We start from the raw sequence: 14788 nt of genomic DNA, 5'->3' as shown, positions 1-14788 counted from the left end.
GTACTATTTTTGCGCTTGGTTGGCGGGAGCGTCAATGCACGCGAACGGGCCCGCTCCGGTATCCACTCGTTGGCCCGCGCGGGACCTGCTAAGCTCGTGCCCGGCACCTTGGGGAGGGCGCATCATGGCTCGCGTGTTCGCATCGTTCGGGCTGTTCCTGCTCGTTCTGGTCTCAACCACAGGCGCCTGGGCGCGCTTCGACCCGCCGGGACTGGCCACCGACGCCAACGCCTACGCGTCGGAACTGCGCCTGAAGGCGCCGCCGCAAGTCAGCCAGCAGCAGCGCGACAAGGCGCAGCGGGACGCCCGCGAGGCGCTGGCCAAGCGCGACTGGCCCAAGGTGGTGGCGGCCTTCGAGGCGGCGGTGGCGCTGGGGGTGGATGGCCCCGCCAGCTGGCTGGCGCTGTCGGAGGCGTGGCTGTCGCTGCCCAAGCCGAACCGCGACCGCGCCCTGCACGCCGCCTACACCGCCTACGACAGCGCGACCACCCCGGCCGAGCAGGCGACGGCGCTGTGGCGCCTCGTCACGCTGCTGGACGAGGTCTTCAACCAGCCGGAGTCGGCGCTGCTGGCGGCGCGCGAGATCACGGTGGCGGTCAAGGACGCCGAGCCGCCGGTCGACCTCGACGCCCGCGCGCCGGGGCTCGACGCCCGCATCACCGCGCTGCGGCAGAAGGTCGGGCTGTCCGTGCGCTCGGTGCGCGTCGAGTCGGACCAGACGGTGCCGCGCGCCTGCGTGCGCTTCTCCGACACGCTCGGCACCCAGAAGGGCATCCGCTTCGGCGACTTCGTGGCGCTGGAGCCGGCGGTGCCGCAGGCCCCGGTCGAGGCGCGCGGCGACACGCTGTGCGTCGGCGGCCTCGCGCACGGCGGCGCCTACGCGGTCACGCTGCGCCAGGGCCTGCCCGGCACCGACGGGGTGGCGCTGAAGGCCGATTCGGTGCAGCGCTTCCGCGTCTTCGACCGCAAGCCCTTCGCCGTCTTCCGCGGCAACGCCTTCATCCTGCCGCGCGTCGGCGGCGAGGGCATCCCGCTGGTCACCGTCAACCTGCCGGCGGTGGCGCTGAAGGTGCTGCGCGTCAACGACCGCACCCTCGCCGCCCGCATCCGCAGCCAGAGCCTGCTGGAATCGCTCGGCTCCTACCAGACCGAGGATCTCGCCGACAACGACGGCGAGCTGGTGTGGAAGGGGCGCATGGACGTGGCCGGCGGGCGCAACCGCGAGGCCACCACCGCCGTCCCCTTCCGCGAGCTGGTGCCCTCCCCCCGCCCCGGCCTGTACGCCGTGGTGGCGGAGCCGGTGGACATCCCGCGCCACGAGCTTCCCTACCCGCTCGCCACCCAGTGGGTGCTGGTGACCGACGTGGCACTGACCAGCTTCCAGGGGGCGGACGGCATCACGGTGTTCGCCCGCTCGCTGTCCACCGCGCAGCCGCTGCCGGGGATCGAGGTGGCGCTGGTCGCCCGCAACAACGCCGAGCTGGCCCGCGTCACCACCGATTCCATCGGGCGCGCCCGCTTCGCCCCCGGCCTGGCGCGCGGCAGCGGCGGCAACGCGCCGCTGGCCGCGATGGCCTACGCCGGGGCGGACTTCGCGGTGCTCGACCTCACCACCGCGGCCTTCGACCTGTCCGACCGCGGCGTCGGCGGCCGGACGCCGCCGGGGCCGATGGACGCCTTCGTCTACACCGACCGAGGCGTCTACCGGCAGGGAGAGACGGTCAACCTCGGCGTCCTGCTGCGCGACGACAAGATCGAGGCGGTGGAGAGCTTCCCCCTCACCGTCAAGGTGCTGCGGCCGAGCGGCACCGAATACTGGTCCGGCCCGGCGCCGGCCGGCCCGCAGGGCGGCTTCTTCCTGCCGGTCACGCTGTCCCGCACCGCACCGCTCGGCGGCTGGACGGTGGAGGCGTACACGGATCCCAAGGGCAAGCCGGTCGGCCACGCCACCTTCCAGGTCGATGACTTCGTGCCGGAGCGGCTCGCCGTCGACCTGACGCCGCCCGCCCCGTTCCTCGACCCGGCCAAGCCGTACGAGCTGCTGGTCAAGGGCCGCTTCCTGTACGGCCCGCCGGCCGCCGGCCTGCCCGGCACGGCGGAGGTGTCGGTGCAGCCCGACCCGGCGCCCTACCCGCAGCACAAGGGCTTCCGCTTCGGCCTCGTCACCGAGACGGTGAACGCCAAGCTGGAGCCGCTGAAGATCCCGGACACCGACGCCAAGGGCGAGGCGCGCGTCGACGTCAAGCTGCCGGCGCTGCCGGACACCACGCGCCCGCTGCGCGCCGAGGTCCGCATCACCCTGTCCGAGCCCGGCGGCCGGCCGGCGCGCGCCAACATCTCGGTGCCGGTGCGCAGTAAGGCCTTCGCCGTCGGCCTCCGCCCGCGCTTCGACGGGCGCCTGGGCGAGGGGCAGGAGGCCGCCTTCGACCTGATCGCCGTCGCCCCCGACGGCACGCCGGTCGCCAAGCCCGGCCTGAGCTGGGAGCTGGTCGAGGAGAACACGACCTTCCAGTGGTACATGGCCAACGGCCGCTACACCTACCGCGCCACCACCCGCGACATCCCCCGCAAGTCGGGCACGCTGGACGCCGCGGCCGACAAGCCGGCGGTGCTGAACCTGGGCGCGCAGCCGTTCAGCCGCTACCGGCTGGAGGTCAGCGACAAGGCGACCGGCGTCGCCAGTTCGGTCCGCTTCCTGTCGGGCTGGGAGATGGCGGCGGAATCCGCCGACACGCCCGACAAGCTGGAGCTGGTCGCCGACAAGCCCGCCTACCGCCCCGGCGAGACGGCGAAGCTGCGCCTGACCCCGCCCTTCGCCGGTGAGGTGCTGCTGACCGTCGCCACCGACCGCCTGTTCGACGCCCGCGCGATCAGCGTGCCGGCCGGCGGCGCCACGGTGGAGGTGCCGGTGGACGCCGCCTGGGGGCCGGGCGCCTACGTCACCGCCACGCTGTACCGCCCGCCGGTCAAGGGCCGGGAGCGGCAGCCGGTACGCGCGCTGGGCGTCGCGTGGCTGGGGATCGACCCGGCGACACGGCGGCTCGACGTAGCACTCACGGCGCCGACGGTGGCGCGCCCGCGCGGCCCGGTGGCGGTGGACATCGCCGCGACGCCGGCGGCCGGCGACGCCGAGGAGGCGTACGTCACGCTCGCCGCGGTGGACGAGGGCATCCTGCGCCTGACCGACTTCCAGTCCCCTGACCCGGGCAAGCAGTTCTTCGGCAAGCGCCTGCTCGGCCTCGACATCCGCGACGACTACGGCCGGCTGATCGACGCACTGGACGGCCCCTTCGGCAAGCTGCGCGAGGGCGGCGATTCCAGCGGGGCGGCGCTGCCGGTCGTGCCGTTCACCGTGGTCTCGCTGTTCCAGGGGCCGCTGAAGGTCGGGCCGGACGGCAAGGTGCGCGCCACGCTCGACATCCCCGACTTCAACGGCGAGCTGCGGCTGATGGCGGTGGCTTGGTCCAAGGGCCGCGTCAGCTCGGCGTCGGGCCGGCTCACCGTGCGCGACCCGCTGGTGGCGGAGGCGGTGATGCCGCGCTTCCTGGCGCCGGGCGACGACAGCCGGCTGACGCTGTCGCTGCACAACGTGGACGGCGCCGCCGGCACCTACAAGGTGTCGGTGACCGGCCGGGACGCGGTGGCGGTGGAGAACGGCAGCCTCTCCGTCGACCTTCAGGCCGGCGAGCGGCGCGCCATCCCCCTGCCCTTCAAGGGCACCGCCCCCGGCATCGGCCGGGTCGAGCTGGCGGTGAGCGGGCCGGACGGGGCGTCGGCGACGCGCTCCTACGGCATCACGGTGCGGCCGTCGCGCCCGGTGGAGACGCAATTTCTCACCCGCGAGCTGCCGCCGGGGGCCAAGGTGACGCTGGCCGCCGCCGACCTCGCCGCCTATGTGCCGGGCACCGCGACGCTGGCCGCCAGCTTCGGCACGGCGCCGCCGTTCGACGTGGCGGGGACGCTGAAGGCGCTCGACCGCTACCCGTTCGGTTGCCTGGAACAGACCATCAGCCGGGCGTTGCCCCTGCTGTTCGTCCGCGACCTGGAAACGGCCATCGGAAGCGCGCCGAAGCCGGACGAGACGGCGGAGGCGCGCGTCGCCACCGCCGTCGCCCGTACGCTGGACAAGCAGCGCTACGACGGCGCCTTCGGCCTGTGGAGCGCCCGCGACGAGGCCGAGCCGTGGATGACCGCCTACGCGGTCGAGTTCCTGGCCCGCGCCAAGGCCAAGGGGCACACGGTGCCGGAGAAGCCGCTGAGCGACGCGCTGGCGTGGCTGCGCCACCACGCCATCGACGGCGGCCGCGAGAACGCTCAGCTCGCCAGCCGCGCCTACGCGCTGCACGTGCTGGCGCTGGCCGGGGTATTGACGCCGGGGCCGGCGCGCTACTTCCACGACGCCTACCTGGAGCAGTTGCCGACGCCGCTCGCCAAGGGGCAGCTCGGCGCCGCGCTGGCCCGCCTGGGCGACCGCGAGCGGGCGGAGAGCGCCTTCTCGGCCGCCGTCGGCCGGCTGGCGCGCGAGCCGTGGCACGAGGATTACGGCTCCACCGTGCGCGACGCGGCGGCGCTGGTCACGCTGCTGGGCGAGGCTGGCATGACCGGCAAGCGCCTGCCGGCGCTGATCGACCGTCTGCCGGCCTCGGCCACCGAAGCCAAGCTGACCAGCACGCAGGAGAAGGCGTGGATCGTCCTCGCCGCCGAGACGCTGAGCCACGGCGGCACGCCGCTGGAGCTGGCCGTCACCGGTGCGCCAGCCCCAAAGCGCGATCCCTTCAACCTGCTGCCCGACGCCGCCCAGCTCGGCCGCGGGATCGAGGTGTCGAACGCCGGCAAGGCGGCGGTGTGGCAGGCGGTGTCGGTGTCCGGCATCCCGACGCAGCCGTCGCCGGCGGCGCGCGAGGGGCTGCGCATCAAGCGCAACTTCCTCACCCGCGCCGGCCAGCCGCTGAACCTCGATCAGATCCGGCAGAACGACGTGTTCGTCGTGGTGCTGGAGGGCGAGGCGGGCACCAAGCTGTTCCATCAGGCGGTGGTCACCCACCCGCTGCCGGCGGGCTGGGAGATCGAGAATCCGCGCCTGGGAGCGGCCGGCACCAACGACATGCCGTGGCTGACCGACCTCACCCACACCCGCACGACCGAAGCCCGCGACGACCGCTACGTCGCCGCGTTCGACCTGACGGAGGAGGAGCCGAAGTTCAAGCTGGCCTATCTGGTGCGCGCGGTGACGCCGGGAAGCTACGAGCTGCCCGGCGCGGTGGTCGAGGACATGTACAAGCCCCGCTTCTTCGCCCGCCAGGGCGTCGGGCGGATCACCGTGCATGCGGCGGAGTGATCCATCGTCCCCCTCCCCCACCTCCAGCCGGGGAGGGGGGGACCCGCGAAGCTCTCGCGCAAGCGAAGCTTGCGCTGACGCGACAGGCGGATCCTTTGGATCCGCCGAGAGCGGGAGGGTGGGGGCTACGGCGTCCCCCGGAAGCCGCTGCCCCCACCTAACCTCCCCCAGCGGGGCTGGGGGAGGGATTTTGTTTATCCTCGTACTCACCCTCCTCGCCGTCGACCGCCTCTTCCCGCCGGACCTCTCCCGCCTCGGCGACCTCTCCGTCACCGTCACCGACAGCCGCGACGCCCCCCTGCGCGCCTTCACCAACGCCGCGGGCGCGTGGCGCTTCCCCGCCACGCCCGACGACGTGGCGCCGCTGTTCACCGACCTGCTGCTCGCCTACGAGGACCGCCGCTTCCACGACCACCCGGGCGTCGACCCGCTCGCCGTGCTGCGCGCCGTCGGGCAGAACCTAGCCGCCGGGCGCGTGGTGTCCGGCGCGTCGACGCTGACCATGCAGGTCGCCCGCCTGCTGGAACCCCGCCCCCGCACCCTGGCCGCCAAGCTGGTCGAGGCCGCGCGCGCCGCGCAGCTGGAGTGGCGTTACTCGAAGCGCGAGATCCTCGGCATGTACCTGACGCTGGCCCCCTACGGCGGCAACGTCGAGGGCATCCGGGCCGCGTCGCTCACCCTGTTCGGCAAGGGCCCGGCCGAGTTGAGCGCAGCGGAGGCGGCGCTGCTGGTCGCCCTGCCGCAATCCCCCACCCGCCTGCGCCCCGACCGCGCCGCCGAACAGGCCCGCGCCGCGCGCGACAAGGTGCTGGACCGCGCCGCCGAGGCCGGCGTCCTCACCCCGCGCGCGGTCGCCGAGGCGAAGGCAGAGCCGGTGCCCGACCGGCGTCTGCCCCTGCCGGTGCTCGCCGCCCACCTTGCCGACGCCCTCCGAGGCCGCCAGCCCGGCCGGACCACGCTGCCCACCACCCTCGACGGCCGGCTCCAGGCCGCCGTCGAGGACCTCGCCCGCCGCACCCTGCCCGACCTGCACGAGCGCGCCGGGCTGGCGGTCCTGGTGGTCGAGAACAGCCGCCGAACCGTGCTCGCCTACCTCGGTTCGCCGGACTATTTCGACGAGCGCCGCGAGGGCCGCGTGGACATGGTGCGCGCCGTGCGCTCGCCCGGTTCGGCGCTGAAGCCGTTCATCTACGGCCTGGGCTTCGACGACGGACTGATCCACCCGGCGACGCTGGTCGCCGACGTGTCGACCCGCTTCGGCGACTACGCGCCGCGCAACTTCGATCGCGGCTTCACCGGCGAGCTGACGATCCGCGACGCGCTGCAGCGCTCGCTGAACGTGCCGGCGGTGCTGGTGCTCGACAAGGTCGGGCCGGTGCGCTTCGCCGACGCGTTGCGCCGAGCCGGCGCCCGGCTGGTGATGCCGGCCGGTGCCGTCACGCCGGGGCTGCCGGTGGCGCTCGGCGGCGCGTCGATCAGCCTGTGGGACATGGCGGCGCTCTACACCGCGCTGGCCCGCGACGGGCAGGCGGCGCCGCTGCGGGTGGAGCGCGGCGCGGCGGAAGCGGCGCCGGTACCGTTGCTCGCCGCCGCTTCGGCCCGGCAGGTGCTCGACATCCTGGAGGGCGCGCCGCCGCCGCCCGGCGCCGTGCAGGCGCAGGAGGTGCGCCGCTCGGCGCCGGTGGCGCTGAAGACCGGCACCAGCTACGGCTTCCGCGACGCCTGGGCGTTCGGGGTGACCGGGCGCTTCACCGTCGGCGTCTGGGTCGGCCGGCCGGACGGCACGCCCAGCCCCGACCGCTTCGGCCGCAACACCGCGGCGCCGCTGCTGCTGCGCGTCTTCGACCTGCTGCCGGAGGAACCCGCTCCCGGCCCGCGTGTCGCCGAGGCGCCGCCCGATCTGTTGCGCCGCGTCGCCGCCGGCGCGCCGGAGGCCGTGGAACGGCCGCGCCTCGTCTTCCCGACCGAGGCCATGGTGGTCGAGGCCGGCGCTGCCTCCGGAACGCCGGAGCCGCTGACCTTGCTGGCGTCCGGCGGACGGCGGCCGCTGTCATGGATGGTGGACGGCCGGCGCATCGCCGTGTCGCCGGTGCGCCGCGACGCCGTCTGGCGGCCGGAAGGGCCGGGCTTCGCACGCATCACCGTGATCGACGCCGACGGGCGCAGTGACAGCGCCACCGTCGAGGTGCGCTGAAATTACAGCGTTTGGGGCTTGTTTCCGCGCCGCGGCATGGCCATCATCCGGGGCCCACGCAACACGGGATGCCTTGATGTTCACGGTTACCGAGGAAGAAGCTGCGGCGATCCGGAAAGCCTACCTGGAAGGTGGCGAACTGGTCGCGGTGGCGGAGCTGCGCCGGCGGTTCCCCAGCTTCAACGGCAACCCGCGGGCGCTGGACGCCGTGCGCGCCATCGCCGGCTGGCGCCCGGCGGAGCGGGAACGGCCGAAGAATTAAGGTCGATCTCCGAGTAACCTTATCCTCCCCCGTTCGTCATCCCCGCGAAGGCGGGGATCCATACGTTCCAAAACTGGATGCCATGAAAGTTATGGATCCCCGCCTTCGCGGGGATGACGCGGACAGAGCGTCAGTGACGGTGATCGGTGAAACGCCCTAATTTCGCCCCAACGCCTGCCGCCGGGCGATCTGGCGATGCAGACGCATGCGGTCGGCGACGGTGCGCAGCCGGCCGCTGGTGCCCTTGGCGAACAGGCCTTCCAGGCCGCGGCCGAACATCTCCCAGCTGCGCACCGGCCCGGAATCGATGTGCAGGAAGGAGGAGCGCGGGTACCACCCCACCCCGCCGCGCTTCAGTTGCAGCGCCGTGCGGTGCGCGTCCGGCAGGCGCGCCGGGAAGGTGACGTCGAGCGCGCGGCCCAGCAGATGCTGGCTGTGCTCGGCCACGCCGAGGCCCTTGGACGCCAGCAGGGCGTTGGTCTCCGGCGTGCGGAAGGCGGAGAGCACGGTGGCCCGGCCCTGCCCGATCGCCTCCATGATGTCGGCCAGGAAGTCCAGCGTGCCCACGTCCACCGGGCCGGCCTTGTTGGCGCGGTGGTCGCGCAGCACGTTGGCGAGATCCGTCATGGCGTCGGGCAGCGGTCCCGCCGCGTCGCGGTAGGGTCCGCTGAAGACGTCGCCCGTGTGCTCGTTCTTGAGGTTCAGCCGCCGCGCCGTGGAGGTCTGCGCCAGGGCGCCGTTGCACAGCAGCACCAGCGCGCCGCAGCCGGCCAGCAGCTCGCGGCGCTTCAGAGGGATCGAGGACATGGCGCAGGCGACATCGGACGTTGACCCGGGGCTGTGTGGCGCGCGCGCTCGTGGCGGCGGTGCAGCAAACATAGTGGATCGGGGGCGGCGCGACGAGGGGCGGCGTGCGCGTATCACGCGGACAAGCACAATCGGCGTCACGTTCGGCGATGGCTGCCGTGCAGCCCTTCCCTTGCTGGGGGATGTGCGGATGAGCGTATGCTGATGCGAATAGGCTCTGGTCTCCCGGGACTGGAGGAGACGCCATGGACACCCGCCCGGCCACCCCCGAGGGCGCCGCCCGACCGGACCCCGCACCGCTGCGGGTGCCGGCCTCCACGCTGCTGGCGCTGGGTGGTGCCGCGGCGCTCGTCGCCGCTTATCTGGTCAGCCGCGCCAACTACCTCGTGTTCCACGCGGTCCTGGAGTCGTTCCGGGCGGTCACCGCGCTGTGCGTGTTCGTCATCGCCTGGAACTCGCGCGGCTACCTGAAGTCGGGAAACCTGTGGTTCCTGGGCGTCACCTACGCCTGCACGGGCGTGGTCACACTGCTGCACATGCTGGCCTACAAGGGCATGGGGGTGTTCCCCGCTGCCGACACCGACCTGCCGACCCAGCTGTGGACCGCCAGCCGGCTCGTCGAGGCGACCGCGCTGTGCATCGCCGCCTTCACGCCCAATCGCCGCTTTCCGACCGGGGTGACCGTCATGGCGGTCGGCGGCGTGTCGGCCGCCCTGCTCGGCGCCATCGCGCTCGGGGTCTTCCCCGCCTGCTACGTCGAGGGAAGCGGCCTCACCCCCTTCAAGAAGGCGAGCGAGGCGGTGGCCATCGCCCTCTACGCCGCCGCCGCCGTCGGCATCCAGCGCCAGACGAACGAGCGCACACGGCGCCGCCGCCACCTCTTCCAGCTGGCGGTCATCGCCAACGCACTGGGCAGCCTGTCCTTCTCGCTGTACGTCGATGTCTACGGTTTCCTCAACTTCGCCGGCCACGCACTGGTCGCCGCCGCCGACGCGCTGGTCTTCGCGGCCTTCGTCCGCGTCGGCATCAAGCGCCCGCAGGAGCTGGTGTTCTGGGCCATCGAGCACGAACGGCAGGTCCTGCGCAACGAGCTGGACCGGCAGAACCTCCAGCTGCTCTCCGCCGAGGCGGAGCTGGAGCAGGGGCACGCCGAGCTGGAGGGCACGCGGCAGGCGCTCGACACCATGCGGGCGCGCGAGACCGCCATCGTCGGCGCCGTCGGCGAGGGCATCCTGTGCGTCGACCGCGGCGGACGGGTGACCTTCGCCAACGACGCGGCGCGACGCATGCTCGACGGCCTCGGGCTCGCGGTCGGCCAGCCGCTGCCGCTGCGGCTCGTGCTGGCTGGGGCCGCCTACGACCTGCCGCTGCCCGACATCGCCGCGCCGGACCGGGTGCTGGAGGTGTGCGTGCGTCCGTTCCTCACCGGCGGTGACGCGTCGGTCGTGGTGATGCGCGACGTCACGGCGCGGCGCGCGCTGGAGGCGGCGGCGTCGCAGCACGCCGAGGCGATGAAGCGCTCGCTGGTCGAGACCATCGCCGTGGTGGCGCAGATCATCAATATCCGCGATCCCTACACCGCCGGCCACCAGGAGCGCGTCGCCGACCTCAGCGTCGCCATCGCCCGCGAGATGGGGCTGGGCGAAGAGGAGGTCACCGGCATCTACCTGGCCGGCGTCGTGCACGACATCGGCAAGATCTCCGTCCCGGCGGAACTGCTGAACCGGCCGGGCCGCCTCACGCCGCCGGAATACAACCTGCTGAAGACGCACGCCCGGTCCGGGCACGACATCCTGTGCAAGGCCAACCTGCCCTGGCCGGTGGCCGAGATCATCCTGCAGCACCACGAGAAGCTCGACGGATCCGGCTACCCGCAGGGCCTGACCGGCGACGCCATCCGGCGCGAAGCGCGCATCCTGGCGGTCGCCGACATCATCGAGGCGATGGCCTCGCACCGCCCCTACCGCCCCGCGCTCGGCATCGAGGCCGCGCTGGAGGAGGTCGGGCGCTGCGCCGGCGTCAGCCTCGACGCCGACGTGGTCGCCGCCTGCCTGCGGCTGTTCCGCGACAAGGGCTACACCCTGCCGGCGGTCGACTGGGGCGCCCCCTCCGTCGCCGTTGCCCGTTTGGCGGCGCGCTGATCAGAGGGTTGGACGCGTGCTGTCGCGCACCACCAGCTCGCACTCCAGCGCGAAGTGGCTCGGCGGGATCCTGGCGCCGCCCAGGCGGGCGAGGATCTGCATGGCGGCCAGCCGGCCGATCTCGCGCTGCGGCGGGCGCACGGTGGTCAGCGGCGGCAGCGACACCCTGGAAAACCCCAGGTCGCCGAAGCCGACCACCGCCAGATCCTCGGGGATGCGCAGGTCGCGCCGCCGCGCCTCGAACATCGCGCCGAGCGCCAAATAGTCGTTGGAGCACACGACGCCGTCGATGTCCGGGTGCGCGGCCAGCACCTCGTCGATCAGCCAAGTGCCGACCGGGGTGGAGGCGGCGTCCGGCGCGGTCAGCGCGATGGGCGGGTGCAGGCCGCGGCGGCGCACCTCGTCCTCGTAGCCGTCGGTGCGGCTGCGCACGCGCAGGTCCTGGTGCACGGCGGCGCCGATGTAGGCGACCTTGCGGCTGCCCTGGTCGTAGAGATGCGCGGTCTGCCGCCGCCCGACCTCGAAGTGCGAGAAGCCGACCGACAGGTCGACCGCCTCGTCCGGGGTGGCGGGCATGTCCCACATCTCCACCACCGGTACGCCGGCACCGCGCAGCATGGCCCGGGCGCGCTCGGTGTGGTCGAAGCCGGTCAGCACCATGGCGGCCGGCGACCAGGCCAGGAAGGCGCGGATCAGATCCTCCTCCACCTCCGGGCTGAACTCGGTGACGCCCAGCATGGTCTGGTAGCGCGAGCCCTGGAACAGGCTCTGCAGCGTGTTGTAGGTCTCGGCGTAGAAGGAGTTGAGGATCGACGGCAGGATCACCGCCACCGTCCGGCTCTGCGCCGCCGCGAGGCTGCCGGCCACCAGGTTGGGGACGTAGCCCAGCTCGTCGATCACCGCGCGCACCTTCTCGGCGAGGTGCGGCGACACCGCCTCCGGACGGCGGAAGTACAGCGACACGGTGCTGGCCGACACCCCCGCGGCGGCGGCCACGTCGGTCATGGTCACCCGCTGCGTCGCGCGCCGCGCCCGCTTGCGCGGAGCGGCGCGGCCGGCCTTGGCGGTGGGGGTGATGGTCATGGGCGATTCCCTTCGTCGAACAACCGGAGATGGGGCGGCGCTACCGCATTGCAACATGGAATGCCCGGATCGCCACGGCACCATGCCGCATGGCACCCATGTTTTGTTAGCGCTACCACGACGCCGGGCCGTGACATTATACAGACACCAGCTGACGCGTTGAACGCAGGTTCATACGCCGAGTGCGTTTCCTCCCAAGACTTCCAGGGCCGCCGGGCTTCCCGGGCGGCCCTTTTTTCTTGTGCTGTTGCAAGCCCTCCCCCGCCTCCGGCGGGGGAGGGTTGGGTGGGGGCAGCCGCATCCATGGCAGGCGTTGATTCTTGAGTACGCCGCTGCCCCCACCCTCCCGCTGCGCGGGCCCCTCCCTCCCCCAGCGGAGCTGGGGGAGGGACAGTCTCCGCCTCAACGCACCAGGCAGGGGCGCTTGTTGTCGAAGGTCCAGCCCGGGATCAGGTACTGCATCGCGGCGGCGTCGTCGCGCGCACCAAGGCCGTACTCCTTGTAGAGCCCGTGCGCCTTCTCCAGCTGCGCCATGTCGATCTCCACACCCAGGCCCGGCTTCTGCGGCACCGCCACCAGGCCGCCCTCGATCCGGAACGGCTCCTTGGTCAGGCGCTGGCCGTCCTGCCAGATCCAGTGCGTGTCGATGGCGGTGATCCTGCCGGGCGCCGCCGCGGCCACGTGCGTGAACATCGCCAGCGAGATGTCGAAGTGATTGTTCGAGTGCGAACCCCAGGTCAGCCCCCACGCGTCGCACATCTGCGCCACCCGCACCGAGCCCTGCATGGTCCAGAAATGCGGGTCGGCCAGCGGGATGTCCACCGAGTGCAGCTGGATCGCGTGGCCCATCTGCCGCCAGTCGGTGGCGATCATGTTGGTCGCCGTCGGCAGCCCGGTGGCGCGGCGGAACTCTGCCATCACCTCACGCCCGGAATAGCCCTGCTCGGCCCCGCAGGGGTCCTCGGCGTAGGCCAGCACATCGCCCTTGCCCTTGCACAGCCGGATCGCCTCCTCCAGCGACCACGCGCCGTTGGGATCCAGCGTGATGCGCGCCTTGGGAAAGCGGCGGGCGAGCGCGGTGACCGCCTCGATCTCGTCCTCGCCGGCCAGCACGCCGCCCTTCAGCTTGAAGTCGTTGAATCCATAGCGCTCGTGCGCCGCCTCGGCGAGGCGCACCACGGCCTCGGGCGTCAAGGCCACCTCGTGGCGCAGGCGGAACCAGTCGTCCTTGGCGTTCGGCTCGGAACGGTAGGGCAGCGCGGTCTTGCGGCGGTCGCCGACGTAGAACAGGTAGCCCAGCATCTCCACCGCGTCGCGCTGCTGGCCCTCGCCGAGCAGGGCGGCAACCGGCACGCCGAGGAACTGGCCGAGCAGGTCGAGCAGCGCCGCCTCCAGCGCGGTGACGGCGTGGATGGTGATGCGCAGGTCGAAGGTCTGCAGGCCGCGCCCGCCGGAATCGCGGTCGGCGAACTGCTTGCGCACGGCGTTGAGGATGGCGTTGTGGGCACCGACGGGCTGGCCGACGACCAGCGCGCGGGCGTCCTCCAGAGTCTTGCGGATCTTCTCGCCGCCCGGGACCTCGCCGACGCCGGTGTTGCCGGCGCTGTCCTTGAGGACCACCACGTTGCGGGTGAAGAACGGCGCGTGCGCGCCTGACAGGTTGAGCAGCATGTCGTCGTGGCCGGCGACCGGCACGACCAGCATCTCGGTGACTTTCGGGGAGGACGTCATGATGGGTCTCCAGGCCGCGGGAGGTCCCGCGGCCACGTTATGAAGGGAGTCAGGCGGCCTGCAGCAGGCCCTGCGTGTAGCCGAGGCAGAAGGAGAAGAAGCGCTCGCGGCCGGGATCGACCTCGGACAGCGGCACGTGGTCGGGGCAGAGGATCCCGCTGTAGCCGACCTCGCGGTACGCGCGGATGCACGCCGCCATGTCGACCGAGCCCTCGTCCGGCATTGCCTCGCGGAAGTCGAGGTAGCCGCCCTTGATGTTGCGGAAGTGGACCATGAAGATGCGCTTCTGCGGCCCGAAGGTGCGGATCGCCTCCAGCACCGTTTCGGTCGGGTTGGGCGACATCTCGGCGATGGTGCCCTGGCAGAAGTTGAAGCCGTGCGACGCGCTGCCCGGCGCCAGGGCGACGAAGCGGCGCAGCCCGTCCAGCGAGCCCAGCACGTGGTGCACGCCGTTCAGCCCGCCCGGCGGGTAGGCCGGGTCGTGCGGGTGGCAGGCGAGCTTGACGCCCGCCGCCTCGGCGGTCGGCAGGATGGACTCCACGAGGTACTCGATGGCGTTCCAGCCGTCGGCCTCGCTGATGCCGCCGGCCTCCGCCGCCGTCACCTGCCCGCAGGTCTCGGCCGTGCCCTTAGCGGCGGTCGGCGAGTGGCCCTTGCCCGAGCCGTCCTCCGGCAGCACCACGCCCCAGTAGGAGAAGCGGGCGTCGGCGTCGGGCTGGTACTCCGCCGCCTTGAAGGTGCTGCACTTCATGCCGCCGCGGCCCTCGACCATGCCGGTGCGGGTGATGCCCACCATGGCGACGGTGTACTTCACCATCGGCACCCCGCCCTCGGCGGCGGCGCGGATGTTGTGGCGCAGCTGCTCGGCCCGCGCCTCGGCCCTGGCGCGGTCGCGCAGGCTGTCGAGCAGGATGGCGCCGACGTCGATCGCCATGCCGTCGAGGCTCATACCGAAGCTCTCGATCCACTGGCGCTGCGCGGCGACCTTGCGGCCGTCCCACAGTCCGTCCTCGCCCATCACGTCGCGGTTGGGGCGGCTGTCGATGACGATGCCCTTGCAGCCCAGCTGCTGCGACAGCGTCAGGCGCTCGGCCGTCGGGTTGATGAGTTGTTCGCCGATGTACATGGAGGATCTCCCGCCACTCACTTCTTGAGTTCCATACGCTTGATGTCGCCGACGACGAGGAGGTAGCTGACGGCGGCGATGAGGGCGTTGGCGCCGACGAAGACGA

The 14788-nt window shown here is 72.5% G+C and carries 8 protein-coding genes; 4 read left to right on the top strand and 4 right to left on the bottom strand.

The genetic code is table 11. The features are described 5' to 3' along the window. Window positions 1–124: 124 nt before the first annotated feature. The 3 genes from TSO221_RS29510 (at window position 125) to TSO221_RS29500 (ending at window position 7794) form a co-directional block, all read left to right on the top strand. Complete coding sequence (locus TSO221_RS29510) at window positions 125–5338, top strand: alpha-2-macroglobulin (RefSeq protein ID WP_109122085.1); 5214 nt, start codon at window positions 125–127, stop codon at window positions 5336–5338. Between the two features lie 190 nt (window positions 5339–5528). Then, window positions 5529–7532: a penicillin-binding protein 1C gene (gene pbpC, locus TSO221_RS29505; protein WP_247878322.1), complete on the top strand. Its 2004-nt coding sequence runs from the start codon at window positions 5529–5531 to the stop codon at window positions 7530–7532. A 76-nt stretch (window positions 7533–7608) separates the two neighbouring features. Further along, entirely contained in the window at window positions 7609–7794 is a 186-nt protein-coding gene (locus TSO221_RS29500) for a hypothetical protein (RefSeq protein ID WP_109122083.1), read from the top strand. A gap of 156 nt (window positions 7795–7950) precedes the next feature. Here TSO221_RS29500 and TSO221_RS29495 read toward each other — a convergent pair whose 3' ends face one another. Beyond that, window positions 7951–8601, bottom strand: coding sequence for a DUF882 domain-containing protein (locus TSO221_RS29495; RefSeq protein ID WP_109122082.1), 651 nt, complete (start codon window positions 8599–8601; stop codon window positions 7951–7953). 245 nt (window positions 8602–8846) lie between these two features. Here TSO221_RS29495 and TSO221_RS29490 point away from each other — a divergent pair, with 245 nt between their 5' ends. Then, window positions 8847–10742, top strand: coding sequence for an MASE3 domain-containing protein (locus tag TSO221_RS29490; RefSeq protein ID WP_109122081.1), 1896 nt, complete (start codon window positions 8847–8849; stop codon window positions 10740–10742). On the opposite strand, the gene TSO221_RS29485 is transcribed toward TSO221_RS29490, so the two are convergent. From TSO221_RS29485 to TSO221_RS29475, 3 genes are all read right to left on the bottom strand, one after another. Then, window positions 10743–11825, bottom strand: a complete 1083-nt coding sequence (locus tag TSO221_RS29485; protein ID WP_109122080.1) for a LacI family DNA-binding transcriptional regulator — start codon at window positions 11823–11825, stop codon at window positions 10743–10745. A gap of 402 nt (window positions 11826–12227) precedes the next feature. Next, on the bottom strand, window positions 12228–13556 hold the full coding sequence (gene gudD / locus TSO221_RS29480; RefSeq protein ID WP_109122079.1) for a glucarate dehydratase: 1329 nt from the start codon (window positions 13554–13556) through the stop codon (window positions 12228–12230). Between the two features lie 49 nt (window positions 13557–13605). Beyond that, on the bottom strand, window positions 13606–14682 hold the full coding sequence (locus TSO221_RS29475) for a mannonate dehydratase (RefSeq protein ID WP_109122078.1): 1077 nt from the start codon (window positions 14680–14682) through the stop codon (window positions 13606–13608). Window positions 14683–14788: the final 106 nt, after the last annotated feature.

The organism is Azospirillum sp. TSO22-1 (assembly GCF_003116015.1).
Taxonomy (GTDB): Bacteria; Pseudomonadota; Alphaproteobacteria; order Azospirillales; family Azospirillaceae; genus Azospirillum.
The sequence above is the reverse complement of the archived record's forward strand: the minus strand, read 5'-3'. Positions and strand labels throughout refer to the sequence as shown.

What these genes read in the sequence shown, in the direction of transcription:
- TSO221_RS29485 (WP_109122080.1), bottom strand. Translation starts at nt 11,825, where the DNA reads ATGACCATCACCCCCACCGCCAAGGCCGGCCGCGCCGCTCCGCGCAAG.
- TSO221_RS29510 (WP_109122085.1), top strand. Translation starts at nt 125, where the DNA reads ATGGCTCGCGTGTTCGCATCGTTCGGGCTGTTCCTGCTCGTTCTGGTC.
- TSO221_RS29495 (WP_109122082.1), bottom strand. Translation starts at nt 8,601, where the DNA reads ATGTCCTCGATCCCTCTGAAGCGCCGCGAGCTGCTGGCCGGCTGCGGC.
- TSO221_RS29490 (WP_109122081.1), top strand. Translation starts at nt 8,847, where the DNA reads ATGGACACCCGCCCGGCCACCCCCGAGGGCGCCGCCCGACCGGACCCC.
- TSO221_RS29500 (WP_109122083.1), top strand. Translation starts at nt 7,609, where the DNA reads ATGTTCACGGTTACCGAGGAAGAAGCTGCGGCGATCCGGAAAGCCTAC.
- gudD (WP_109122079.1), bottom strand. Translation starts at nt 13,556, where the DNA reads ATGACGTCCTCCCCGAAAGTCACCGAGATGCTGGTCGTGCCGGTCGCC.
- TSO221_RS29475 (WP_109122078.1), bottom strand. Translation starts at nt 14,682, where the DNA reads ATGTACATCGGCGAACAACTCATCAACCCGACGGCCGAGCGCCTGACG.